This window comes from Streptosporangium roseum DSM 43021, assembly GCF_000024865.1.
Classification (GTDB): Bacteria; Actinomycetota; Actinomycetes; order Streptosporangiales; family Streptosporangiaceae; genus Streptosporangium; species Streptosporangium roseum.
On record NC_013595.1, the window covers coordinates 8,682,378 to 8,704,761 of the forward strand.

General features: G+C 70.3%; 19 protein-coding genes and 1 pseudogene. 8 read left to right on the forward strand and 12 right to left on the reverse strand.

The window, feature by feature from the left end; translation table 11 throughout:
* The first annotated feature begins 113 nt into the window (after window positions 1–113).
* Entirely contained in the window at window positions 114–1,208 is a 1,095-nt protein-coding gene (locus SROS_RS37955) for a cytochrome P450 (protein WP_043653761.1), read from the forward strand.
* 754 nt (window positions 1,209–1,962) lie between these two features.
* Here the strand turns inward: SROS_RS37955 and SROS_RS37960 are convergent.
* Together SROS_RS37960 and SROS_RS50355 are read right to left on the reverse strand one after the other, a co-directional pair.
* The gene (locus SROS_RS37960) at window positions 1,963–4,221 is read right to left on the reverse strand and encodes a bifunctional polysaccharide deacetylase/glycosyltransferase family 2 protein (protein WP_012894266.1); all 2,259 of its coding nucleotides are present in this window, start codon (window positions 4,219–4,221) and stop codon (window positions 1,963–1,965) included.
* Window positions 4,222–4,235: 14 nt separating this feature from the next.
* Window positions 4,236–4,775, reverse strand: coding sequence for a hypothetical protein (locus SROS_RS50355; protein WP_148269331.1), 540 nt, complete (start codon window positions 4,773–4,775; stop codon window positions 4,236–4,238).
* A gap of 166 nt (window positions 4,776–4,941) precedes the next feature.
* On the opposite strand from SROS_RS50355, the gene SROS_RS48255 reads away from it, so the two are divergent.
* Window positions 4,942–5,106, forward strand: a complete 165-nt coding sequence (locus SROS_RS48255) for a hypothetical protein (RefSeq protein WP_218919750.1) — start codon at window positions 4,942–4,944, stop codon at window positions 5,104–5,106.
* Window positions 5,107–5,399: 293 nt separating this feature from the next.
* Here SROS_RS48255 and SROS_RS54660 read toward each other — a convergent pair.
* Window positions 5,400–5,567, reverse strand: a pseudogene (locus tag SROS_RS54660) (ISL3 family transposase); the annotation flags it as partial.
* 146 nt (window positions 5,568–5,713) lie between these two features.
* Here SROS_RS54660 and SROS_RS37970 point away from each other — a divergent pair.
* The 3 genes from SROS_RS37970 (at window position 5,714) to SROS_RS54665 (ending at window position 6,517) form a co-directional block, all read left to right on the forward strand.
* A complete protein-coding gene (locus tag SROS_RS37970) occupies window positions 5,714–5,917 on the forward strand; it encodes a DUF4158 domain-containing protein (RefSeq protein ID WP_012894268.1) in 204 nt (67 codons plus the stop codon).
* A 94-nt stretch (window positions 5,918–6,011) separates the two neighbouring features.
* Complete coding sequence (locus tag SROS_RS51435) at window positions 6,012–6,203, forward strand: hypothetical protein (RefSeq protein ID WP_043653766.1); 192 nt, start codon at window positions 6,012–6,014, stop codon at window positions 6,201–6,203.
* The gene (locus tag SROS_RS54665) at window positions 6,188–6,517 is read left to right on the forward strand and encodes a Tn3 family transposase (protein ID WP_148269333.1); all 330 of its coding nucleotides are present in this window, start codon (window positions 6,188–6,190) and stop codon (window positions 6,515–6,517) included. The genes SROS_RS51435 and SROS_RS54665 overlap by 16 nt, the downstream gene beginning before the upstream one ends.
* Here SROS_RS54665 and SROS_RS37980 read toward each other — a convergent pair.
* From SROS_RS37980 to SROS_RS37990, 3 genes are all read right to left on the reverse strand, one after another.
* Window positions 6,499–7,809 (reverse strand): FAD-binding oxidoreductase, encoded by a 1,311-nt coding sequence (locus tag SROS_RS37980; RefSeq protein ID WP_012894270.1) that lies wholly within the window; start codon window positions 7,807–7,809, stop codon window positions 6,499–6,501. The genes SROS_RS54665 and SROS_RS37980 overlap by 19 nt on opposite strands.
* Before the next feature lie 63 nt (window positions 7,810–7,872).
* Window positions 7,873–8,301 (reverse strand): DUF4267 domain-containing protein, encoded by a 429-nt coding sequence (locus tag SROS_RS37985; RefSeq protein WP_012894271.1) that lies wholly within the window; start codon window positions 8,299–8,301, stop codon window positions 7,873–7,875.
* Window positions 8,302–8,335: 34 nt separating this feature from the next.
* A complete protein-coding gene (locus SROS_RS37990; RefSeq protein WP_012894272.1) occupies window positions 8,336–8,974 on the reverse strand; it encodes a hemerythrin domain-containing protein in 639 nt (212 codons plus the stop codon).
* Between the two features lie 101 nt (window positions 8,975–9,075).
* On the opposite strand from SROS_RS37990, the gene SROS_RS37995 reads away from it, so the two are divergent.
* A complete protein-coding gene (locus tag SROS_RS37995; RefSeq protein WP_012894273.1) occupies window positions 9,076–12,441 on the forward strand; it encodes an ATP-binding protein in 3,366 nt (1,121 codons plus the stop codon).
* A 162-nt stretch (window positions 12,442–12,603) separates the two neighbouring features.
* Here SROS_RS37995 and SROS_RS38000 read toward each other — a convergent pair whose 3' ends face one another.
* The 6 genes from SROS_RS38000 to SROS_RS38025 form a co-directional block, all read right to left on the reverse strand.
* Window positions 12,604–13,650 carry a hypothetical protein gene (locus tag SROS_RS38000; protein ID WP_148269334.1) on the reverse strand — a complete coding sequence of 349 codons (1,047 nt, stop codon included), beginning with the start codon at window positions 13,648–13,650 and terminating at the stop codon, window positions 12,604–12,606.
* A 291-nt stretch (window positions 13,651–13,941) separates the two neighbouring features.
* Window positions 13,942–14,328: a YbaB/EbfC family nucleoid-associated protein gene (locus SROS_RS46545; RefSeq protein ID WP_012894275.1), complete on the reverse strand. Its 387-nt coding sequence runs from the start codon at window positions 14,326–14,328 to the stop codon at window positions 13,942–13,944.
* A 14-nt stretch (window positions 14,329–14,342) separates the two neighbouring features.
* Window positions 14,343–15,299, reverse strand: a complete 957-nt coding sequence (locus tag SROS_RS38010) for a hypothetical protein (RefSeq protein ID WP_012894276.1) — start codon at window positions 15,297–15,299, stop codon at window positions 14,343–14,345.
* Complete coding sequence (locus SROS_RS38015; RefSeq protein WP_012894277.1) at window positions 15,299–15,685, reverse strand: hypothetical protein; 387 nt, start codon at window positions 15,683–15,685, stop codon at window positions 15,299–15,301. Before SROS_RS38015 ends, SROS_RS38010 begins: the two co-directional genes overlap by 1 nt.
* Before the next feature lie 212 nt (window positions 15,686–15,897).
* Entirely contained in the window at window positions 15,898–16,275 is a 378-nt protein-coding gene (locus SROS_RS38020) for an STAS domain-containing protein (RefSeq protein WP_012894278.1), read from the reverse strand.
* A gap of 267 nt (window positions 16,276–16,542) precedes the next feature.
* Window positions 16,543–19,356 carry a glycosyl hydrolase gene (locus SROS_RS38025; RefSeq protein WP_218919751.1) on the reverse strand — a complete coding sequence of 938 codons (2,814 nt, stop codon included), beginning with the start codon at window positions 19,354–19,356 and terminating at the stop codon, window positions 16,543–16,545.
* A gap of 583 nt (window positions 19,357–19,939) precedes the next feature.
* Here SROS_RS38025 and SROS_RS38030 point away from each other — a divergent pair.
* The gene (locus SROS_RS38030) at window positions 19,940–20,305 is read left to right on the forward strand and encodes a hypothetical protein (protein ID WP_012894280.1); all 366 of its coding nucleotides are present in this window, start codon (window positions 19,940–19,942) and stop codon (window positions 20,303–20,305) included.
* 146 nt (window positions 20,306–20,451) lie between these two features.
* A complete protein-coding gene (locus SROS_RS38035) occupies window positions 20,452–22,356 on the forward strand; it encodes a CASTOR/POLLUX-related putative ion channel (RefSeq protein WP_012894281.1) in 1,905 nt (634 codons plus the stop codon).
* Window positions 22,357–22,384 lie beyond the last annotated feature (28 nt).

Below are 22,384 nucleotides of genomic sequence, written 5' to 3' on the forward strand. Positions count from 1 at the left end.
CCGCCGCCTGTCCGGTCGCCCATCCGCTGGATCAGGGCCCGGACGGGGTCAACCGGCCCGGCCTGTACAAAAACGCGCGGTATCACGCACTTCGGGAGACCGACACCGGCGTTGTGGAGATCATCCGGGCCAACGGCACCCCGGGCAAACTCGTCACCCGCTACGACGATGTCAAGGAGGTGCTGCGCCAGGAGGGATGCTCCCGGGAGGCCGCCCTCGACGTCGACGACGTCGGCCTCGAAGGCACCCTCCTCGGTCTGGACGGCGACAAACACTCGGCGGTGCGCAACGTCGTCAAAGACTGGTTCACCCCGCAGGCGATCGAGAAACGCCGTGGCGAGATCGAAAACCGCGCCGCGATGCAGCTGAAAGCGATGCTCGACCAAGGCGATCCCGTCGATCTCATGGAGGCCTTCGCCATCCCCCTGACATTGGAGACCATCAGCGACATGCTCGGGCTGCCGCAGCCCGACCGGCTGCAGTTTCGCCAGTGGGGAGAGGCCTTCCTGGCCAACAGCGCCCTGACCCGAGCCGATACGGACGCCTCGGCGCTGGCGATGGCCGGCTACCTGGCAACCCTCATCGAGCAGCGGCGCCAGGAACCGGCAGCCGACCTGCTGTCACAGATCGCCGTCGGCGGGGCACACCTGCCCCCCGACCGCCTGCTCATGCTGCCGATCGCCCTGGTGCTGGGCGGCTGGGAGACCGCCGCCAGCTCGATCGGCACCTTCACCCAGGTGCTCCTGACCCACCCCTACGCAGAACACGAGAGCGCCTACAAATATCTCATCGACCACCCGGAGATGATCCCCGGCGCGGTGACCGAGCTGGAGCGGATGTTCTCCACCTCCGCCGGCGACGACATGCCCCGGCGGGTGATGCGGCAGATGCGGCTCCCCAGCGGCGCGCACCTGCAGCCGGGCGAGGTGGTGATCCCCTCCCATGACGCCGCCAACTTCGACCCGCGGGTCTTTCCCGACCCGCACCGCATCGACTTCGCCCGGAGCCCCAACAAGCATCTGTCGTTCGGCTACGGCCCCCACCACTGCGTCGGCCGCCACCTCGGCCATATGGAGGTCGAGGTGGCCATCGGCCTGCTCATCCGCGAACTACCCGCGCTACGCCTGGCCATCTCAACCCATGACATCCGGTACAAGGCCGGGCACGCCGTCAGCGGCCCGATAGAGCTGCCAGTGGCGTGGAGCTGACACCACAACGCAGACGGGACGTGGCGAAACCCGCACGATCACAGTGCTGCGGGTCTCTTCCGAACCGCGTCAGGCATGCCCCAGCCGCGCGAGGTCTCGGCGTCGGCCGGGTGCTGCTGAGGTGGAGATCCTTCGGCGGTGGCCGGGGCCGTGGCCTCGCCGTGGCGAAGACCGCTGATCAGCGGCTGCAGCCGGCCTCACCCGCGCCGCACCGGTCGACGCCGCCACCTTGGCCGGATCGACATGTGCATGACCACCATCGAGCTGACTCGCCGACGTAGGAGCCCAGGTAGAGCGGCGCTCTGTCGATCTCGAGGTCGCGGGCGGCTGGACTTGCACGACCACGGACACCTCGCCCAGGATGCGGGCCACGTAGCAGCGATCGGGTCATCGTGGAGTAGGCCTGCGCCTCCTGCAGCCACCGCCCAGCCCGCTGCTCATCGGGTACTCGTACACAGCAGACCAGGCCGGCCTTGCCGATGCCCAGCGCCGCGATCCGCTCGACGATCTCTTCATGATCCTTGGATTCCTCCAGTACCACGTCCTTCTTCCGCTCGCCCTTGCGCCAACCCCGCAGAGTGCTCGCAAGAGCCGCAAAGGGAAGGAGCGAATCTAATCCGCGTGCTCGAAGCAACAGTGAAGGGCCCATGAGGCGGCTCTCGGCGTCCGGCTAACGCGCGGCCTCAACCCGACCCAAGCAAGAGCCGACGGTACGCGCGTCCGGCCCGGGACCGACCTGAGCCGGAGGGGCACCTCAGGCCGCGAAGGTGCCCTCCCTGCGGATCGTCTGCCAGCGCAGGCGCACTCCGAGTACGGCGGTCGCCACCGACTGGATCACCACCAGGTACATCAGCTGCCGGTAGACGAACTGCTGCAACGGCAGCACCCACAGCACCGAGGCCCGCTCGCGGTCCAGCCGCAGCGCGTACCAGCCGCTGAACGCCTGGACCAGCACGAATCCAGCCCAGACCGCCACCACCGGCAACGGATCTCCCATCACCACGCTGTAGACGGCCATGACGTCCACGACCGGGGCGAGCAGCGGCAGCACCACCTGGAAGAGCGTCAGATAACCCAGGCAGCGACGGCCGAAGGGGCTCGGCTCCGTGATCGCGCGGCGATGCTTCCACATCGCCTGCAACGTGCCGTAGCACCACCGGTAACGCTGGCGCCACAGCTGGCTGAGCGAGGTCGGCGCCTCGGTCCAGGCCAGGGCGTTCTCCTCGTAGACCACCCGCCAACCGCCCCGGCACATCGCCATGGTCAGGTCGGTGTCCTCGGCCAGGGTGTCGACGCTGACGCCGCCGATCTCCTGGAGCGCCGAGCGGCGGAAGGCTCCGATCGCCCCCGGTACGGTCGGCATGCAGCCCAGCAGGTCGAAGGCGCGGCGGTCGAGGTTGAAGCCGATGACGTATTCGATGTGCTGCCAGCGGCCGATCATGCCGCGTCGGTTGCCGACCTTGGTGTTGCCGCTGACCGCGCCTACGGCCGGGTCGGAGAGCGGCCGGACCAGGTGCCCGATGGTGGCGGGCTCGAAGACGGTGTCGCCGTCCACCATGACCAGGATGTCGTGCGAGGCGTGCGCGATGCCGGTGTTGAGCGCCGAGGGTTTGCCGCCGTTCTCCTGACGGATCACCCGCACTCCGGGCAGGCCGAGGGAGGCGGCAATGGCGGCGGTGTCGTCGGAGGAGCCGTCGTCCACGACGACCACCTCCAGCACGCCTGGGTAGTCGGTGTTCACCAGCGAGCGTACGGTCGCCTCGATCCCGGCCGCCTCGTTGTAGGCGGGGACGATTACGGTGACGGCCGGTGGCTCGGGCCATGCCGGAGCGCGCCCGGCGCGCCTCTTGCCACCCCGCACCCGCCGGGCGTGCACCCAGGCCAGGACCAGGAAGAACAGCAGCCGCAGCAAGGTGATCACGCCGGCGACGACCAGGATCCACGACATCGCCGTAACGAAGCCGGTCGCGCCGCGCTGGGCGAGGCTCAGGCCGGTGCCGACGAAACGGTCTATGCCTCCCGCCGGGGTGAGGGCCGACGGCATGCCGAGCGCGGTGGTGAGCGTCGTCGCCCGGTATCTCTGCTCGGCGAGCTGGGTGAGCAGCCGATCCACCGCAGCGACCGTCTGGCCGCGGTCCCCTCCGGAGTCGTGCATCATGATCACCGCGCCTCTGCCCCGGCGGGGAAGTGCGGCGCGGACGATCTGCTCGACGCCGGGCCTGGCCCAGTCCTTGGTGTCCAGGTCGGTAAGCGCGACGAGATATCCCTCACCACCCATGGCGTGCAGCGCCCGCAACTGGGGGCCGGTGACGGCCGCCGGCGAGGAGGAGTACGGCGGGCGCACCAGGCGGGTGTGCATGCCCGCCGTACCGGCCAGTGCCTTCTGGGTCAGCGACAGCTCCAGCCGCAGCCGCCACTCCGGCACGGCGGTGAGGTCGGCGTGGGCGTAGGTGTGGTTGCCGATCTCGTGCCCTTCGGCGATGATCCGCCGGGTCAGCTCCGGGTTCTCGGCGATCCGGGCGCCGACGGCGAAGAACGTCGCCTTGGCGCCGTGCCGGGCCAGCACATCGAGGAGCTGAGGGGTCCAGCGCGGGTCGGGGCCGTCGTCGAAGGTGAGCGCCACCGTGCGGGCCGGGAGGCGGGCGCTGTCCGGTTTGTCGCCGGTGAGGTTGAGCACCGGACCGCTGCGCCGTACGAGGTCGAGGTCCGCGGAAGGCCGGCCGGCCGGGGGCGGGGCCGCGTGCGTCTCGCCCACCGCGTTGGTGGCGTATCCGTTGAGCACCAGCGCTCCGACCATCAGCACGATGCCGACCGCGACGAGGAACCAGTGTCCGCGCGGGTCGGCCTGGCCCTGGCGGCGCCGCCGGACGGGGCGCTTCCCTCTGCCGGGGGGCTGCTCGCGAGGGGGAGGCCTCAGGTCGGTGAGGGGCATGGTGGCGGAGACGTCGAGTCTCGCCGTCTCGGCCGGGTTCGTCCCGGACAGGTTCGGCGGGGGCCACACCTGTGTGCCCATGGTTTCCTGCGGCCTCACTTCTTCGGTCCCGCAGTCTTGTTCGGGTCGCGGCCGGGCGGGGTCTTCGTCTGACCCGGCGGCACCGTCTGCTCGAAGGTCGGCTCAGCCGACTGCTGCGGTGCGGTCGGCTCCGGCGGCGTGGACGGCTCCGGCGGTGTGGACGGGGAGGGAGCCTTGGTGGGCGTGGACGGCCTGGTCGAAGGCGGAGGCAGGGGCGTCACCCGAAATCGGGAGGAGGTGGTGGGCCGAGGCGTACGGCGGACCGTCGTCGGCTGCGGAGGGGCGGAAGTCCTGGTGATCTCCGGGGCTGGCGTGGGCTTGGCCGATCTCGTGGGTTCGGCCCTGGTGGCGGCGGGCGTCGGCCGGACGGAATCGTTTCCGGGCCAGCCGACCACCGACAGCGGCGTGCCGGTGAACAGTCCACCGACCACGGTCGCCACCGCCGCGAGCATCAGCGTGCCGACGACGACTCCGGCGATCTTCAGGAACCGCCTGCGCCTGCCTGTCTGATCGACGAACACAGCGGCGCCGGTGGGGTGTTGCCTGTCACTCACAGGCGGAGATCGTAGTGACACATGATTACGGATGGAGAACTATGGCATCTTTGAGACGGGCCGGAAATGACTGGTCCGGATCGATGTCAGGTGCTCCGGTCGTGGCGGGAGCAGCGCGGATGCCGGCGGAGGCCGCCACGTTCGTCCCTATGTCCGGAGTCACCGCGTGAGCCGTGCAGGCAAGGTCCTCTACATGATCGTGTGCGCCGCGGGCCCGGCCGCGGAGGTCGGCCGTCTCGTCGCGACGGCCCAGGCCGAAGGCTGGACCGTGCAGGTCGTCGCGCCCCGGCCGCGCTGGACTTCATCGACGTCGCCGGGCTGGAGGCTTTGAGCCGGGTGTTCTCATCGTCGGTGAGGTGGCCGGGGTGGCTGGTGATCCAGCGGGTGGTCTCCCGGACCGTTGGAGGTGGTGGCGGGAGATCGGGGGTGGTGGCCGCGGCTCGCAAAGGCTCCAGGTAGCGGCGCACAGTGCGGCGGCTGCCGCGATAGCCGCGCTCCCGGAGTTCGGCATACAGCTGGGCGGCATTGATGATCTCGTCTTCAGTAACGCGTTGCCGCAGACAGGGGATGAACTCCTCGAAGGAACGGGTCCGGGAGCGCGGCCCGTTGATGAGGTGCACCGCAGTGCGCTCGGACGACGGCCTCGACTGCTTTGCATAAGTTGTTCCACAGATGCCAGCGATCAGCCATTTCGATCGCGTCCGGTGCCCCGGCTCTGGAACCCTCGGCGTAGGCGCCGGCCCGGTCCCGGCAGATCACCTCGATGCCGGGATGCTCACGCAGCCAGGCGGCGAAGCGGCCACCCAAAACCCATGGGGGCCTCGTTGTAGTCCTGGGGAAATTTCCAACGGATCTGCCTGACCTGCACTGATGCGGGCCTGTTCCGATTGTTGATCACTTCCGCTACGGTCCTGACCGGTGCGGTGTGGAGGTGGTCGATGTCGACCCGGATGTTCTCCGACGATCAGCTGGAGCGGTTGCGCTCGTTCCCGGACATCGGCCGGGACGATCTGATCAGGTGCTTCACCCTGACGCCCGCCGACGTCGTCTTCATGGATCCGGGTCGTGGCCGAGGCGCTGGAGATCGCCTCGGGCTTGCCGTCCAGCTCGCCACTTTGCCCTGGCTGAGAGCACGGCGATGAAGGAGCTGGAGCAGTTCCTGTTGGACCGGGCGATGGAACACGACTCACCGACGCTGCTGTTCAACCTGGCCACCGAGTACCTGATGGCGGCCGGTTGTCGGCGCTGCACGCCTCCTACACCTACCTGCGCCAGTTCACCCCGCTGGTGCTCGCGCCGATCGCCTCCCTGCTGATCGAGCCGGACGTGCGCACGCACTTTCTGGACTGCTTCACCCACGCCGGCGGCCGTGAGCAGGCCCGCTCGGCCGATCTCAAGCGCAATATCCGCGGATGGCCGGGTCGCTGAAGTACGGCCAGGCGACCGCCTCGCTGGTAGTGGGCAAGTGGTCGGCCGCGTCCCGGAAGAACACCCTGGCCGCGGCTTTGAAGGAGTGGGGCATGCTGCGCCGTACGCTGCATGCGGCGAACCGATGCGCCGGTGGATCTGCTGATCGCCACGGTGCACCGGAAACCCCTCATTGTGCGAGTCCTTCCTGTGTGGGTGTGCCCTTCACAGTGCTCGCGGCGACATCTGTCACGCGGGTTCGGTGCGGCCCCGCCGCCCCGGTGGGCGGCGGGGCCGTGACCTGCTGGGAACCGATCTATCCGAGCACCGGGTAGTTCGCGCGGAACACGTTGTGCGGGTCACGGGCCCGCTTGATCTCCCGCAGCCGCGCGAGCGCGCTGCCGGAGAAGGACTTCGCCGCCGTGTCGCCTGGGGTCAGCAGGGTGTACGGCTTGCGGCCGCTGATGTAGGCCTCCAGGTCGGCCACGACCTCGGCCTGCTTGGCGCGCGTCGCATCGGCCACGTGCGGCAGGCCGAGACCCACCAGGCCGAGCAGGTACGGCTCAGCCACCGCGCCGCTCGCACCGGCCCCGCCACCCGGATCGGCGAGCGCCCCGCCCAGGTGCCTGATCTGCACGTTGATAAGCGGTTCGACCGGCTTGGCCAGCAGGAGCTCCACCGCGTCCGCGTCCAGGCCGGTGAGCAACTCCGCACGAGCGATGGATGGGGCCGGATCGGTGGGCTCGGCGGCGATGTCACCCAGGTCGGCAACCGGGACGACGCCGCGGCTGTCGGAGATCGCGCCCTCGATCTTGTCGATGCGCGCCAGCAGGTCCTCCCCCTGAGCCGCCTCACCCAGGTAGGCCAGATCCAGCGTCACCATCGGCGGCGCGCCGGGGGGCTGGAGCCGGTTGATCCAGACACTGAGTTCACGTGGCGCCTCGGCGGTGGTCTCCAGGAACGCGTCGTACACCTCCCTGGTCCGGTGCTCAGGCCAGATCACGCGCCCGCCGTACAGGACTGGCGCGGGATACAGCTCGAGTTCGAGGGCGGTCACCACCGCGAAGTCCCCGCCACCGCCGCGCAGCGCCCAGAACAGCTCGGGATCGGACTCGGCGGTCACCCGGCCCGGCTCGCCATCGGCGTCCACGATGTCGATAGCCCGCACGCTGTCGGAGGCGAAGCCGTACTTACGGCTGAACCAGCCGACCCCGCCGCCCAGTGTGTAGCCGGTCACGCTGACCCCCGGCGCGCTGCCGGACAGGCCGGTCAGACCCAGCGGGCCGGCCGCCGCCAGCACCTGCCCCCACTTCACGCCCGCGCCCACCCGGACCACGCGCTCCTGCGCGCGTACCTCCACCTCGTTCAGCAGGCCGGTACGCAACAGGATCAAGCCGTCCACATCACCCGAGGCGCCATGCCCGCTCGGCTGCGCGGTCACCGTCATACCCGCCCGCCGCGCGTAACGCACGAGCGCCGCCACGTCATCGGCGTCCGCGGCCTCCACCACAGCCGCGACCGGCTGCCTGACGGTCAGATTCCACGCGGTGGCCGCCTGTTCAAAACCGTCGTCATCGGCCAGGAGCACGCGCCCTTTGAGGACACCGCGCAGATCGTTGATCGTCATCGTCGTCTCCCTTTTCGAGTTGTCAGAAAATGCGAAGGAATACCGTGCTGCACTGCGGGGACGTCAGGCGGGCTGCGCGGCGGGCGCTGGGGTGGCGGTCTCTTGGGCCTTGCGCGCCTTGCTGGTCTCGCGGAGGGTCAGCAACCCCGTGACCGCGATCAGCGCCGAGGTCAGGCCATGGATGCCGAACGCGGCGGCCGTGGAGCCGTGGTGGGCCAGGACGTTGACCATGTCGCCGAACGGGGCGACGGCCACCATCAGCAGGACCCAGCCCAGGGCGCGGCGGTGGCCCGTCACCAGCAGGATGCCCATGGCCAGGCCCATCGCGATTTCGCGGCTGCCCTTCACGACAGGGAAACCGCTGTCGCCAGAGGGCCAGTTCGGCAGGCCCGGGAAGGACGTCTCGAGGGGCAGGACGAAGGACAACCCGAGGTAGAGGGTGAACAGGACGACGGCGGTGGCCAGGACGGTGTTGAGCTTCTTCAGCGACATGGTTGTTCTCCTTGATGTTCAGACTGGGCAGGGTTCAGCCGCGGACACGGCGGATGTGGCGGGCGTAGCGGGGGCGGCCGATGACGTGCCAGATGACGCGGACCGGAGCGGCGAGGCCGCTGAGGACGATGGCGCGCTCGGCCGGGTTCGCGTCTTCCAGAACGGCGCCGAAGAGCGTGAGCAGGGTGAGCTTGGGAGTGTTGTTCACCAGGTGGTCGCCCAGGGAGGCCCACTCCTGTTGTGTGATGTGCTTGGCCGCCAGCGGAAGGAGGGTGGTCTCCTCGTCGTCGAGGTGTTCCAGCAGGACCGCGCGGTGCTCGGAGAGGGCGGCCACGAGGGTGTCGCGTTCGTCGGCGCCCGCGGTGGCCTCCCAAGCGGGGACCGTGGCGTCCAGCCTGGTCAGGGTGGCCGCGACGCGTTCATGCTGGGCCTGCATGCGCAGGACGATGTCGGCCTCTAAGTCCACCCGGGAAAGTAGTGGCGGCCACAGCAGCTCGTCCTCGCCCTCGTGATGGTTGTGCAGGCCCAGCCGGTAGACGTGGAAGTGGTCGGCGATCACCTTGGCGCGAGCGGTGTCACCCGGGGTGACGGCCGCGACGAGCTCCATCAGCAGCCGTGACTCACGGCGGAGCACGCGGTGGACGATCTCCATGTCCTGGGTGTTGACGCTCATCTGTTCCTGCCCTTCATCAGTTGCGACGTGTTCAGGCTGCTCCCGGGTGTTTGGAGGGGATTTGGAGCCGACTTGGAACGTCCACGTAAAATGTGCGGATCATGGTCTTCATCCGGGTGCTGGGCTCTTTCGGGGCCGAGGTCGGCGGCGAGCCCGTTCCCCTGGGCGGGCCGCGGCAGCGGGGCGTGCTGGCGTTGCTGGTGGCGGCGCGTGGGCAGGTCGTGCCGGTCGACCGGATGATCGAGGATCTGTGGCGCGGGGAGCCGCCCGCGCGGGCGCTGATGTCCTTGCAGGCGTACGTGTCCAACCTGCGTCGGACGCTGGAGCCCGGGCGTCCGCCGCGCACGCCGGCCCGGCTGCTGGTGAGCGCGTCTCCCGGTTATGCGCTGCGGCTGCCGCCGGAGTCCGTGGACGCGTGGCGGTTCGAGGGCCTGCTCGACCAGGCCCGTACGGTCACCGACCCGCGCGTCGCCCAGGCTCGGCTCGCCGAGGCGTTGGGGCTGTGGCAGGGGCCGGCGTTCGCCGAGGTCGCCGACGAGCCGTGGGCCGGCGCCGAGACGGCCCGGCTGAACGAGCTGCGCCTGGTCGCCACCGAGCTGCACGTCGCGACGGGTCTGCGAATCGGCGACCCCGCCGCGGTGGTTCCCGAGGCCGAGCGGCTCACCCGCGATGAGCCGCTGCGCGAGGAGGGCTGGCGGCTGCACGCCCTGGCACTGTGGAGCAGTGGCCGCCAAGCCGACGCGCTGGCGACGCTCCGCCGCGCCCGCGGCATCTTCGCCGAGGAGCTCGGGCTCGACCCTGGCCCGGACCTGACGGCGTTGGAGGAGGCGATCCTCACCCAGCGCACGGACGTCATGCGCGCGTCCGTGCCCCCGCCACCGCCGACCGCACCGCTACCGCGGCCGGCTCCGAGCATCGAGGCGCCGTTCGTCGGACGCGAGGCACAGCTGTCGGCACTGGTCACGGCCGCCGCCGAGGCCGCCGCCGACGGCGCCCGCATCGCCCTTGTCACCGGCGAGGCAGGGCTCGGCAAGTCGACGCTGCTGGAACACCTCGGCAGGCGGCTCGAACGTGACGGGTGGCTGGTCGCCGTCGGCCGCTGCCCCGAGGTCGACAGCGCGCCGCCCGCCTGGGGCTGGACGGAGGCGCTGAGAGCCGTTGCCGCGACCACGTCCCCGGGTGGGTTCGCGGACGACCTCGCGCCGCTGCTCACCGACACCGGGCCGGCGGACTACGACGCCACCGCGGGACGGTTCCGGCTGCGCCAATCCGTGTGGAAGTGGCTCGCGGCGGTCGCCACGGAACGCCCGGTCGCCGTCGTGCTGGACGACCTGCACTGGGCGGACGCCGCCACGCTGGAACTGCTCGGCGGCGGCCTCCGCATGCGGGCCCCGATCCTGATCGTCGCCGCGTACCGCGCGGACGAAAGCGGGCACCTCACCGAAACGCTGGCCTCCCTCGCGCGCGCCACGCCCCTGCGCCTAGCGCTGCCGGGGCTGAACGACGAGGCCGTCGCAGAGCTCGTACGGACCGAATGCGAGGCCGACGAGGAGGCCATCGCAGGGATCGCCGAGCGCACCGGCGGCAACCCGTTCTACGTGCGCGAAAGCGCCCGGCTGCTGAACGGCGAAGGCGCGCTGGTCGCCCTCTCCGAGGTTCCCGAAGGCGTACGGGACGTCCTCCGCCGGCGGCTCGCGCGCCTGCCCGAAGGCGGCGTGTCCATCCTCCGGCTGGCCGCGGTCGCAGGCCGGGAAAGCTCAGTGGACGTCCTCGTCAAGGCCGCCGACACCGACGAGGACGGCGTGATGGACGCGCTGGACGCGGGCGTCATCGCCGGGCTCCTCGACGAGCCTGGCCCAGGCCTCATCCGCTTCGTCCACGCCCTCGTCAGGGACACGCTCGTCACCGACCTCAGCCGCCTCCGCACAGCCCGCATGCACGCCCGGATCGCCGCCGCTCTTGAAGGCACCGACGACATCGCGGCGCTGGCCCACCACTACGCGCGCGCCGGCTCACCGAAGGCCGTCGGCTACTGCGTCCAGGCCGCCGAGCGTGCCGAGGCCCGCTACGCCCACGACGTGGCGGCCGACCTCCTCACCGACGCCGTCGCCAACTCGACCGGACCGGACGAACGCGTCGAATTGCTCGGCAGGCTGCTGCGCGCGCAGATCCGGGCGGGAGCCGTCGCAGCCGCCCGCGAGACACGCCGTGAAGCCGTGGAGTACGCAGAGTCCCTGGGCCGCGACGACCTGATGATCGCCGCATTCACCGCGTGGACAGAGCCGACCCCCTGGCAGGCCCGTACGTACGGCACGGTGGACCGGCCCATCGTCGACCGCCTGAGCCGCCTGCTGAAGCGCGACCTGACCCCTTCGGTGCGGTCCCGGCTCCTGACGGCTTACGCGCACGAACTGGTCGGCGAGGACGACCCGACGGTTGTGGAGGCAGCGCAGGAGGCACTCGACCTCGCCACCGAACCCCGGCTGCGGGCCGCGGCACTCCAGATCCTGGCCGAAGTCCACGGCGACGCCGAGCTCTGCCGGGAGCTCGTGGAGATCGGCACCGAGCACGACCTGCCGGTCTACCGCGTCACCGGGCTGCTCAATCATGCCGGCGTCGCCGCCGCCGCCAACGACCCGGTGACCACGCACCAGGTGACCACCGAGGCCCTGGAACTCGCGCGCACCTACCGAATGCGCGAGGCGATCGCCGCCGCCGAGATCACGCTGGCGAGCCTGGCGCTCATCGAAGGCCGATTCGCCGACGCCGAACTCCTCTACATCAAGGCCGACGAGGGCATGCGGCGCGCCGGATCGGTCCACACGGGCTTTCTCCAACTCGCTCTGGCCACGATCTGGCTGAACGAGGGCACGCTCGGTGCGCACCTGGACGACGTGCGCGCCCTCCACGCCGCGCTCGGCCCCATGACCTCCGACCTGCTCGCGCTCGCCCTCCACGCCAACGGCCTGGACGCCGAAGCCCGCCAGGTCCGTGCGTCACCCAGCCCGATCCGCCCCGACTTCTTCTTCACCTTCCTCACAACGTTGCGCGCGATGGCCATCGTCGCCTTGAACGACCGCGACGCCGCCGAGGAGATCTACGCGACGCTGCTTCCGCACCGCAACGGTCCCCCGGCGGGCGCCGCGAGCCTGTCGGTGGCGCTGCGCCCGGTCGCCCACACCCTCGGTGAACTGGCCGTCTTCCTCGGCCGCGATCACGAGGCCGCCGCCCACTTCACCCAGGCCGCCACCATCGCCGACCGGTGGAACGCACCTCACTGGGCCGCCGAGGCCCGGTTGCGAACGACTCGCCGCCTCCTCGACGACGAGGGAGACGCGGCGCTCGCTGAACTCCCGCCGTCCCGCCTTGCGCAACACCGCCCGGATGACCTCAGCGGGTCCCGCGCCGTCCATAGCGGGCGGCCGCCCGCGCCGTACTCGAACCCGAACCCCGGCTTGTCATCGTAAACGCACTGAGCCTTCAATCCCAGCGTCCTGCATCAGTGCAGGTCAGGCAGATCCGAACGAGGCCGGGGGTGTCTCTCGCCGGGCCCGCCGGAAGCGCCCCCTGACCGGCAGAGGTCCCGTACGGCATGCCGTACGGGACCCGCGGCGGAGCTCAGGGACCGGTCAGAAGGCCGAGGTGTAGGTGGTCAAAGATGGCTGGTTCACACGGGTGGTGCCGTTGTAGCAGACGACGTTGCGGACGATCGCGACGCTTCCGCTGGTGTTCCACAGGGTCTGCAGGTTGCAGTACTCGGGGCCGGGGCCGTAGGCGGTGACCTGGACGTCGTCGGGCAGGACGCCGACTCTCGGGAAGGTCACCAGCCGCTGGCCCAGCCCGGCGTTCTGCACGGTGTTGATCCCGAGCTGGGAGTTGTAGTTGACCGCCGCCGGCACCGGTGAGTAGGGCCCGGGGTTGGCCGGGGTGTTGTCGAAGGTGTAGGCGAAGTTCTTCGGCGGGACAGCCGCCCCGGTGATCGCCCGCTCACGCTGGTAGGTCAGCGTCCAGCCGGTGTTCAGCGGGACGTTCGTCGCGTTGTGGCAGCGGACCTGGACCGTCTGCGCGCCGACGGCCGAGGCCCAGCCGCCGACCTTGCAGCGGGCGGGCTGGACCGGGTTGACCGCGGTCACCTGGATGTTCCCGGCGGGCCCGGCCGAGCCCAGCCCCGGCAGGGTGACCGTCCAGACCCCTCCGCCTCCGGCGACGGTGTTCACGGCCGGAGCCGAGTTGAACTGGCTGGCGATGGACGCGCCGTCGTAGTGGACGTAGCCGAACGCCTGGGGAGCGGGCAGGGTGCCCGTGCTCTGCTCGAAGACGATGCTGTACGGGGTGAACACCGGTCCGCCGCCGTACTTGTAGCACTGCACCACCACGACCAGGTCGGGCCCCACCGGACCCCACTTCTGGGCCTGGCACCAGTAGGCGGTCTGGGAGATCGCCGTGACGTGCACGACGCCGCCGTCGATCGCGAGCTGCGGGAACGTCACGTATGTCTGCCCCACCCCGCCGGGTGCGACCGTGACGTTGAACCCGGCGCCCCAGCTCCCCGCCTGGCGGGCGGGGTCGGGGATGCCCGAGTTGACGTTGACGTGGGCGAATCCCCATCGGTTGGGGACGGAGGCCTGGGCGCTCGCGGCGACGGTCACGAGACCGGCCGCGAGCATGAACGTCACACAGAGGATCCTGAACATCGCTTTTCGTAACCTGTGCATGTCGGCCTCGTTCCACTTGGGGGGCTTGGGCGACCAGGCACGCCCGCGACGCCGTACGACAAGCAGGTCGCGGCGCTGGAATGCCTGGTTCACAACTGGCTCTGAGCTCTTGATAGCTCGCCCGCCACCCCTTGAGAAGACCCAACCTTTCTTCCGGCCCTGACTGAAATGACTCTCCTGTAGTCAATATTCGGCCCGCACCGATGCGATGGACTTCGAAAGGGGAACGGCCTCCGGTCCGGGCCCGCGGAGCTAGTCCAGATCGCGCAGCCGCCGCGCGACCTCCGCCTCCCGGTCGGTCATCGACCGGTCGAACGCCTCCCGCATCTCCCGCAGCCCGTTCCAGAACTCCGTGTGATCGGGCAGGTGCTCCGGCGCCGACCTGCCGAGCGCCCCGCCGACCAGCTCGTGCGTCCTGCGCTGCCCGTCCTCCTGCGCCCGCCGTACGGCCGCGCCGGTCTCCTCCGCCAGCGCCTGGCTGTCCATGCGCATGACCCGCGGATTGAAGGTGATCTTCACGAGCCGGCCGGCCGCGTCGGTGACGGCGCGGACCAGCCCGTCGGCGGCCTCCCCCTCGCCGACGATGTCGCCCAGGCCGTCCTCCATCCGGCGCAGGGCCGCCTCGTCCGGGTAACCCACGGCATGCTCCTTCGCTACTTGAACTTCCACCCGGGCGGGAAGATGACCGCCCGCAGTCCGTGCCCGCTGAACTTGGCCGCCCACTCGTCGTAGGTGGGCAGCAGCTCCCCGTCGCCGTCCATGGCGCTGTAGGCGGGGGTGTATCCCAGCCCCGAGCCGATCAGGCGCGCCCCGAGCTCGATGCCCCGGGTGGTCGGCATCCCCCGGAAGGGAAGCTTGGCGAGGTCGTACCCGAGGACGTACGCGCCGTTCGCGCCGACGATCTTGCCGAACTCCTCCGCGTTCTCCCCCGCCGAGCCGAGCGGACGGTCGTGGGCGAGCTGGACGCCCTTGGTGATCGCCATCGAGCCGGCCGCGTAGGCCGCGCCGTCGATGGCCATGTAGAAGAGCGTCGTCATGGCGTACTTGGGAACCGTCATCTCCATGATCCTCGCCGCGTTCAGGGCGAAGGTGGACTTCAGGCCCTTCGCCGCCTTGATCAGTGCGGCGATCCGCGCGGCGGCGACCCCGTAGAGGGCGGTGGTCATCGGCTGGAACGTCACCACCCACATGATCTGCAGGATCAGGTCCTCCAGCTGGGCGAGGCCCTCGTGGGCGTCCTCCACCAGCTCCGCGTAGGCCTGGCAGCCGATGGCCACGACACGGCAGTCCTTGGCGAGCAGCGGCGCGTAACCGGAGACGGCCCCCTGGTAGAGCCCGCGGAACGCATCCACGGCCTGGCCGCTGTTGCGCCCGTTGTCCCAGACCGAGGCGGCCAGCGCGTCGGCGCGATCGGCGATGCCCTTGTCGGCGTTCTCCCCCGTCCCGCCGTCGAGGTCGTCGGCGAGCCGGTTGAAGATCCGCGCGATCTCCCGGAGCTTGTCGGGCGGGATCTCCGGAGCCGTCACGCCGCCGTAGATCCGCAGGGCCACCAGGTAGCCCATGCCGGCGCCGAAGAGCACCTTGAGCCCGAGCATCGGCGAGATCGCCATCAGGCGCCGTCCCGCTTCGCCGCCGGGCCGTCGGCCAGGTAGTCCGGCAGCTTCGTCAGGTCGTCCGCCATGCCCCAGTCGAGGACCAGAACGCCCCTGTGCATCGCGAGCAGGCCGTCCCCGATGTCGCCGTAGGCGTCGGCGAGGTCGTCCGTCAGGGCGAGCATCTGGTCGCGTTTGGGAGTGAACCACCGCAGGAACTTCTGGTCGGTCTCCTCGCCGCTCGGCAGGTCGCCGAGGGCCTTCAGCGCGTCCGCCGCCCGCTTGACCGCCTCGTGGAGATCGCCGCCGACCATGCCGAAGCCGGGTGCGACCCTCTTCTCCAACTGGTCGTGGTCGTACGACATGGGCTCGGACTGGCCCTGCGCCGGGGCTGACTCCGCCACGTACCGCTCCTCACTGTGCACGGACCTCGAAGATCGCCGGCAACAAATCCCTTAATATCCCCGATGGGCCTCGGAGTTCTAGAGGGGCCGTGAGATCGGTGAAGCACACCGTGGTGAGAGCGTGGAACTCGCCTGTTCCGGAAGCGCTAAATCAGAGTTAATGCGGTGTTAATACATGTCCGGCAGGTGCGGGCCCGCACCGCCTCCGGCTCTCATCCGGAGGGCCGGAAGCCTCCTCGGGAGGCGTGCTCCAGCGAGCCGGGCACGTCGGCGTCGATGGAGAAGAAATTGTAGAGGTCGGTCATGCGCAGCAGCCGCTCGAAATGGCCCCGCACCCCCGCCAGCCGCAGCCATCCGCCCGCCTCGAAGGTCGAAGTCATCCCGCTGAGGAATGTCCGCAGGCCGTTGGAGTCGCAGAAGGTGACCCCCTCGACGTCGAGGACGATCCTGACGCGCCGGTCGGAGACCAGCTCTCCGATGGCCTCCCTGAGGAGAGGGCTGGAGTTGCGGTCGATGTCCCCCCTCACGGTGAGCACGGCGCAGCCCGTCTCCTCGTGATGGGTGACGCGGATGACCAGCTCTCTACTCATCGCCCTGTCTCTCCCACGTGCCGACGATTCGGCCCGCGCCGGCTGCTGTCCAGACTGATCAAGGTATACCCGCCTCGTACGGCGGGTTGGGCGACGGTCAGGAGACATGTGCGTAACAGCCACGGGTGGTGGCACGCGGAGGGGGTGGCCGGGGTCCCCGCTCCCGGCCACCCCACGTGCCGGCGGGACCGGCACGTGCCGGCCGATCAGCCGGAGGCCGGCGGATCAGCCGATCACGTGCCGGCGGGACCGGCACCCGTGCGCGGATCAGCCGAACGGCAGCCGCACCACGGAACGGTCGCCGGTGCCGAGGGTGGTCACCCCGCCGCCGATGGCGTTCCAGACCTCCACCCTCACCCGGCCGCCGGACAGGTTGCCGAGCGTGCCGGAGGAGGACTGCAGGCCTGCTGCCTGGGTGTAGTGCTCCCAGCCGGCCACCGGGTCGGTGGCGAAGTAGCGGTAAGTCTCCACCCGGTCCCAGCTTCCGTCGCCGGTCAGGTCGTAGGAGACCCGGGCCTGGACGCCGTTGGCGACGGTGGTGCCCGCGTCCACGAAGAGGTCGAACGCGGTGGCCCCGCCGTTGTGGGCGGCGGTCAGGCCGGTGGCCGTGAAGATCTGCGCGTTCACGGGCGTGCCGTCGTGGTTGCCGTTGGCGGCGGCGAGCGTGACGGTGCCCGCCGTACCCGCCGCGCCCGGCAGGCCCCCGCCCGCCTGCGGATAGCGCGTCGCGGCGAAGGGGCCCACGGTCGGCGTGACCGTCGGGGTGGGCTGGGGGCTCGGGCCGGTGCCGCCCCCGGCGTTGCCGCCGCTCCAGGTGTGGGCGCCCGAGGTGACCGTCTTGCCCGCCGGCACGTTGAGCGTGGTGCCGTTGGAGAAGGTCACCGTGATCGCGGCGCCGGTGATGTTGGCAGCCACGTAGGTCCGGGCGCCGTTCTTGCTGAACACCTTGGCCAGCGGGTGGTTGGCGGTGACGGAGGTGTCCACCGTGCCCAGCGCGGCCAGGTTCCGGATCCAGTGGAAGGTGTGGGCCTTGCTCTCCCCCTCCTCGGAGGTGAGGCCGCTGTTGGCGCGGAAGTTCGCCAGGGCGGCGTCTCCGTTGCCGAGCGCGAGGAACTCCCAGAGGATGTCCCGCCACACCGTGGGCGGCCCGCCGTTGTTCCTGGTCAGCTCGTTGTAGTTGGTGGTCACGTAGGCGGGGTTGTCGCCCAGGTAGAAGTGGCCGCCGGTGATCGGGAGCATGTTGATGCCCTGGATCATCTCCGGCTCGGCGCTGAACCAGGTGGCGTAGGCGCCGCCGTCGCCCCAGACCATGCCGACCGTGCTGTGACCGAAGGCCGCCGGGAAGTTCTGGTCGCGCACGTCGAACCAGTACTCCTGGATCGCCGCCGCCTGCGTGGTGTAGATGTAGACGCCGGCGTCGCGGACCGCGGTGTTCCCGGTGGCCTGCCCCCACTGGATCAGCGCGTTGGCGAAGTTCATACCCTCGGACGAGGACTCCTGGTTGTTGCCCGCGCCGAACGCGCCGTGGCCCGACGCCCAGTCGTGGCCGGCGTAGATGTCGAAGTCACGCAGGTAGGGGAAGCGGGTGTCGCCGCGGTCGTAGTTGTTGGCGTCGCGGATCAGCAGGTCGACCATGCCGCCGTACTGGCTGGTCTTCGCCCAGTTCGGGTCGTACTTGGCCAGGGTCGCGGCGGCCGCGACGTAGTAGCCGTAGTGGAAGTGATGGTCGTTGAGCTCCTGGTCGGAGCCGTAGGAGGCCGGGTAGCCGATCAGCGTCCCCCAGGCGGGGTCGAGGTAGAAGACCCGGGAGGTCTTGCCCGGCGATGCGGTGAACCAGTCGTTGAGGCGGGTGCGGATGGCGCCCAGGGCCGCGTCGCGCACCGAGGTCAGGTTGAGCTGGTCGGCGATCTCGGCGATGCGCGCGGCGCGTCCCAGTCCCTTGCCGGTCCAGTAGGTGTCGTCGCCCCGGTTGTCCATCGGGTTGCCGAGCTCGGCGTTGAGGAGGCCGGTGACCGTGGCCAGGTCGGCTCCGGTGCCGTCGCCGACGGCGGGCACCTCGGGCAGCACGCCGGTGTACTTCATGGACGTCGTGAACTGCGTCCCGGTGACGATCTTCATCTGGCCGCGCGCGGAGACGTAGGTCTGCGCGAGCGGGGTCGAGCCGGTCAGATGGTTCCACTGGTGCGGGTAGAGGGCCGTGACCGTGCCGGTCGCGCCGCCCTGCCGGGCCGTGGTGGTGAAGGCGTACGTCGTGCTCAGCGTGCTGCTCGCCGGGTTGTACGAGTAGGAGACCCGGGTGCCGGTGACGTGCGCGTGCGCGTACTGGCCGTAGGTGTTCGCGAGGGCCGCGCGGTCGCCGCCCGCGGGCAGGACCGCCACCGAGAAGAAGCCCCGGCCCGCGAGGGAGGAGCTGATTGTCGTCCCGCTGACCGCCCAGGTGGCGCCCGTCGGCGCGTAGGCGACGTAGTCGTGCCCGTTGACAGTGAAACCGATGGTGGCGCCGCTGTTGGACCAGACGGACGGGGTGCCGGCCGCGGTGATCCGCGCGTCCCCGCCGGTGATCTGGAAGTAGCCGAACGGCAGGCCGTGGCCGATGGTGGCCTTCATGGTCCGGCCGCCGCCGCTCCAGTACGGCGTGACGGTCCAGTCGCTCCAGCCGTCGACCTTGACGTCGGGTGAGTTCAGCCCGGCGACGCCGACCTGGATGTCCTGGACGTAGGGGTAGTGGAACTCCCCTACCCCGGTGGCCGTCCCGCTGATCGCGGGCGTGGTGGTGTAGGAGAAGCTGAGGCCGGTGCCGGAGGTGTCGTAGGAGATCGGGTGGGCGTGCAGCGGCTCGCCGTAGGAGCAGTCGGTCTTCTTGTAGAGGATCGACGACCACCAGTCGTTGGTCGGAACGGCTCCCGCGGGAGCGTTGGCCGTCACCCACTGGCGCGGGTTGGTGGAGATGGAACCGCAGCCGGTCGGCAGCGAGCGGCCGGCGGGCAGCGTGTCGGCATAGCTGCCGGCGCCGACCGTGGCCGCCTCGGCGGACCGGGCGAGACCGAGGCCGAACATGCCGGCCACCATCGCGACGGCCACGCCGGCGACGAGGGCGCGCCTGCGGGCCCACGGACGGTGGATGAGTCGCCTTTCACGGGGCTGCGCACTGTCCGGACCCGTGGTCCGGATGGAGGGATGCATGGGGGGTGCCTCCGGGGAGGAGTCGATGATCTGAGGCGGACCGTGCGAGAGAGCGCTCTCTTACCGCGAAAGTAACGGCCCGTGTCAGGGACGTCAACGTTTCGCGCCGGTAACGGAAAGCCGGAAGAAGGAAGCGCAGACGGGAGGGAATCGCCCCATGAAATAGGTGATTCTTGCACCGAGCACGCGTCTCGGCGGCGAGAAAAGGCCCCGGCGCGACCCTGGCCGGCGCCGGGCGCCGGCCGTACCCTGACGTGAGAGCGCTCTCCCTCCGGAGCCGTCCGCCGCCGGCCGGCCGGTCCGTAACGCCCCGGGCCACCCGGCCGGCGGGGCGGCGAGGAGGTCCGGAGGCCGGGATGGATCACATTCACCGCACCAGGCACAACTGGCCGTACGGTGACAGAACCAAGGCTGGACACTCTGCGTAGCAACTTATTTACTTTCCGTGACCACTCCAGCACCACCTGCCCCAGGAGACAGCATGCGAAGCAAGAGGCTCACGACCATCGCCCTCGCCGCCCTCGTCGGCTGCGCGAGCCTGACCACGGTGGCGGCCGCCACGCCGGCCACGGCCTCCGTCCCGGCCGCCCCGACCGCCGCCGATTTCACGGGCTACCAGGTCGTCAAGCTGCCCAACGCCAACGTCCCCAACTTCCAGCGCCGCACGGTCCGGTGCCCCTCCGGGAAGCGGGCCATCGGCGGCGGCGCCGAGGCGCAGGGCAACGACGCGATCCTGGTCGGCTCCTTCCCCACCGATGACGGTGCCGGCTGGATCGGCCTCGGCCGCCAGAACAACTACAACGACGTCGGCATCAGCGTCTACGTGATCTGCGCCAACGTCAGCTAGCCCCATCCGCCCCCCGGCGCCGGTCAGACCTGACGAGGTCCGGCCGGCGCCTTTTTGCCGCAGAACCCCCGGCCGTCCCCTGAGACGGGTCATAATTACTTTCCGTTCTGCTTGATAACTACAGGTAAGGGCAGGGGGGCTCGCGATTGAGGCGCCTGCGGTACCGCTTCGACAACCTCATCTCCCGGGGCGCCTGGACCATGATCGGCCTGCTCGCCGTCGTGGCGCTGGTCATGGCGGCCGTCGGCGCGATGGCCATCCTCGCCCTCTCCCCGCACTCCATGGACCTGCCCTCGGCCCTGTGGTCGGGCCTGATGCGCACCATGTCGCCGGGCATGGTGGCCCGGGACATCGGTTCCCCGGTGTTCCTGACGAGCATGCTGGTCCTCGCCCTGGCCGGAGTCGTGATCTTCAGCACGCTCATCGGGCTGATCGAGACCGGGCTCGACCGGAAGCTGGCCCGGCTGCGGAAAGGCCGCTCCCGGGTCATCGAACACGACCACACCGTCGTGCTCGGCTGGTCGGAGCAGGTGTTCCTGATCCTGTCGGAGCTCGCCGTCGCCAACGCCAGCCGGGGAAGGAGCTGCGTGGCGATCCTCGCCGACATGGACCGGGTCACCATGGAGGAGGCCATCAGGGAGAGGGCTGCCCTCCCCCGCCGCATGCGCGTCGTGTGCCGTACCGGAAACCCCACCGACCCGGTCGACGTGGCCATCGTCAGCCCCGAGCGGGCACACGCGGTCATCGTGCTGGGGGCCGAGGACGGAGACTCCGACGCCAGGACCGTCAAGACCCTCCTGGCCCTCGACGCCGCGGGGGTGCGGCCGGAGGTCCAGCTGGTGGCGGGCGTCCGCGACCCGCGCAACCTCGCGGCGGCCCGCCTGGCGGGCGGGGCGAACACGCAGGTCGTCGACGTCGGCGAGATCGCCGCACGGATCATGGTGCAGACCTGCCTGCATGCCGGTCTCTCCATGGTCTACAGCGACCTTCTCAGCTTCGAGGGGGAGGAGATCTACTTCTGCCCGCCCGGGGAACTGGCCGGCAGGAGGTTCGGCGACGCCCTGACGGCCCTGGAGAACTGCTCCCTCATCGGCCTGGAACAGGGCGGGAAGGCTGTCCTCAACCCCGCCGGGGAGACGCAGATCGGCGTGGGCGACCGGCTCGTCGTCATCGCGGACGACGACGGCACCGCGCCGCTCCACACGTCCGCCGGGGTGGACCGGGACGCGATAGCCGTCACCGGCCGGGACGGACCCGCGGCGCGCCGCGTTTTGGTCCTCGGCTGGAACGCCTGCGGGGCCGCGATCGTCACGGAGTTCGACCACTACATCCCACCGGGCTCGCAGGTGACGGTGGTGGCCGACGATCCCCGGGTGACCTCCCAGGTGAGCAGCCTGTCGGCCCGGCTGGGGAACCTGACCCTGAGCTACGCGACCGAGGACGTCACGCGGCGCGACACCCTCGACTCGCTGGGCCTGGGATCCTACGACCATGTCCTGATCCTGGCCGGCGACCGGGTCGACGCCCAGGTCGCCGACTCGCGCACGCTCCTCACCCTCCTCCACGTCAGGGACATGAGCAGGGACAACGGCTGGCGGCACAGCCTGGTGACGGAGATCGCCAGAGACTGCGACAGGCGGCTCGTCGAGGTCACCGAGGTCGACGACTTCATCGTCAGCTCCAAGATCACCAGCCTTCTGATGATCCAGATCGCCGAGAACCCCCACCGCTACGGGCTGTTCGCCGACCTCTTCGACGCCGGAGGCCAGGAGATCTACATCCGGCCCGCCGAGGACTACGTGCGGCTGTCGGTCCCGGTCAACTACGCGACCGTGGTGGCGGCGGCGCGCGCGTACGACGAGGTGGCGATCGGCTATCGCGCCGCCGGCGCGGCCACCGGGACCGTCGGAGGCGGCATCGTCCTGAACCCGCCGAAGAGCACAGACCTCACGTTCCACCCCGGCGACGCGGTGATCGTGCTCGCCGACGGCGCCCTCCACCCCGGGCGGGGGCCCCACCCGGCGGGAGCCCGCCGGGTCGAGCACGCCTGAGCCGCCGCGCCGGCCCCGCCACCGGTTC

Bases quoted from the DNA above. Each gene is read 5' to 3' on its own strand.
- SROS_RS37960 (WP_012894266.1), bottom strand. From the start codon at position 4,221: ATGGGCACACAGGTGTGGCCCCCGCCGAACCTGTCCGGGACGAACCCG.
- SROS_RS37970 (WP_012894268.1), top strand. From the start codon at position 5,714: ATGTCGACCCGGATGTTCTCCGACGATCAGCTGGAGCGGTTGCGCTCG.
- SROS_RS54665 (WP_148269333.1), top strand. From the start codon at position 6,188: ATGGCCGGGTCGCTGAAGTACGGCCAGGCGACCGCCTCGCTGGTAGTG.
- SROS_RS37980 (WP_012894270.1), bottom strand. From the start codon at position 7,809: ATGACGATCAACGATCTGCGCGGTGTCCTCAAAGGGCGCGTGCTCCTG.
- SROS_RS37985 (WP_012894271.1), bottom strand. From the start codon at position 8,301: ATGTCGCTGAAGAAGCTCAACACCGTCCTGGCCACCGCCGTCGTCCTG.
- SROS_RS37990 (WP_012894272.1), bottom strand. From the start codon at position 8,974: ATGAGCGTCAACACCCAGGACATGGAGATCGTCCACCGCGTGCTCCGC.
- SROS_RS37995 (WP_012894273.1), top strand. From the start codon at position 9,076: ATGGTCTTCATCCGGGTGCTGGGCTCTTTCGGGGCCGAGGTCGGCGGC.
- SROS_RS38010 (WP_012894276.1), bottom strand. From the start codon at position 15,299: ATGGCGATCTCGCCGATGCTCGGGCTCAAGGTGCTCTTCGGCGCCGGC.
- SROS_RS38020 (WP_012894278.1), bottom strand. From the start codon at position 16,275: ATGAGTAGAGAGCTGGTCATCCGCGTCACCCATCACGAGGAGACGGGC.
- SROS_RS38030 (WP_012894280.1), top strand. From the start codon at position 19,940: ATGCGAAGCAAGAGGCTCACGACCATCGCCCTCGCCGCCCTCGTCGGC.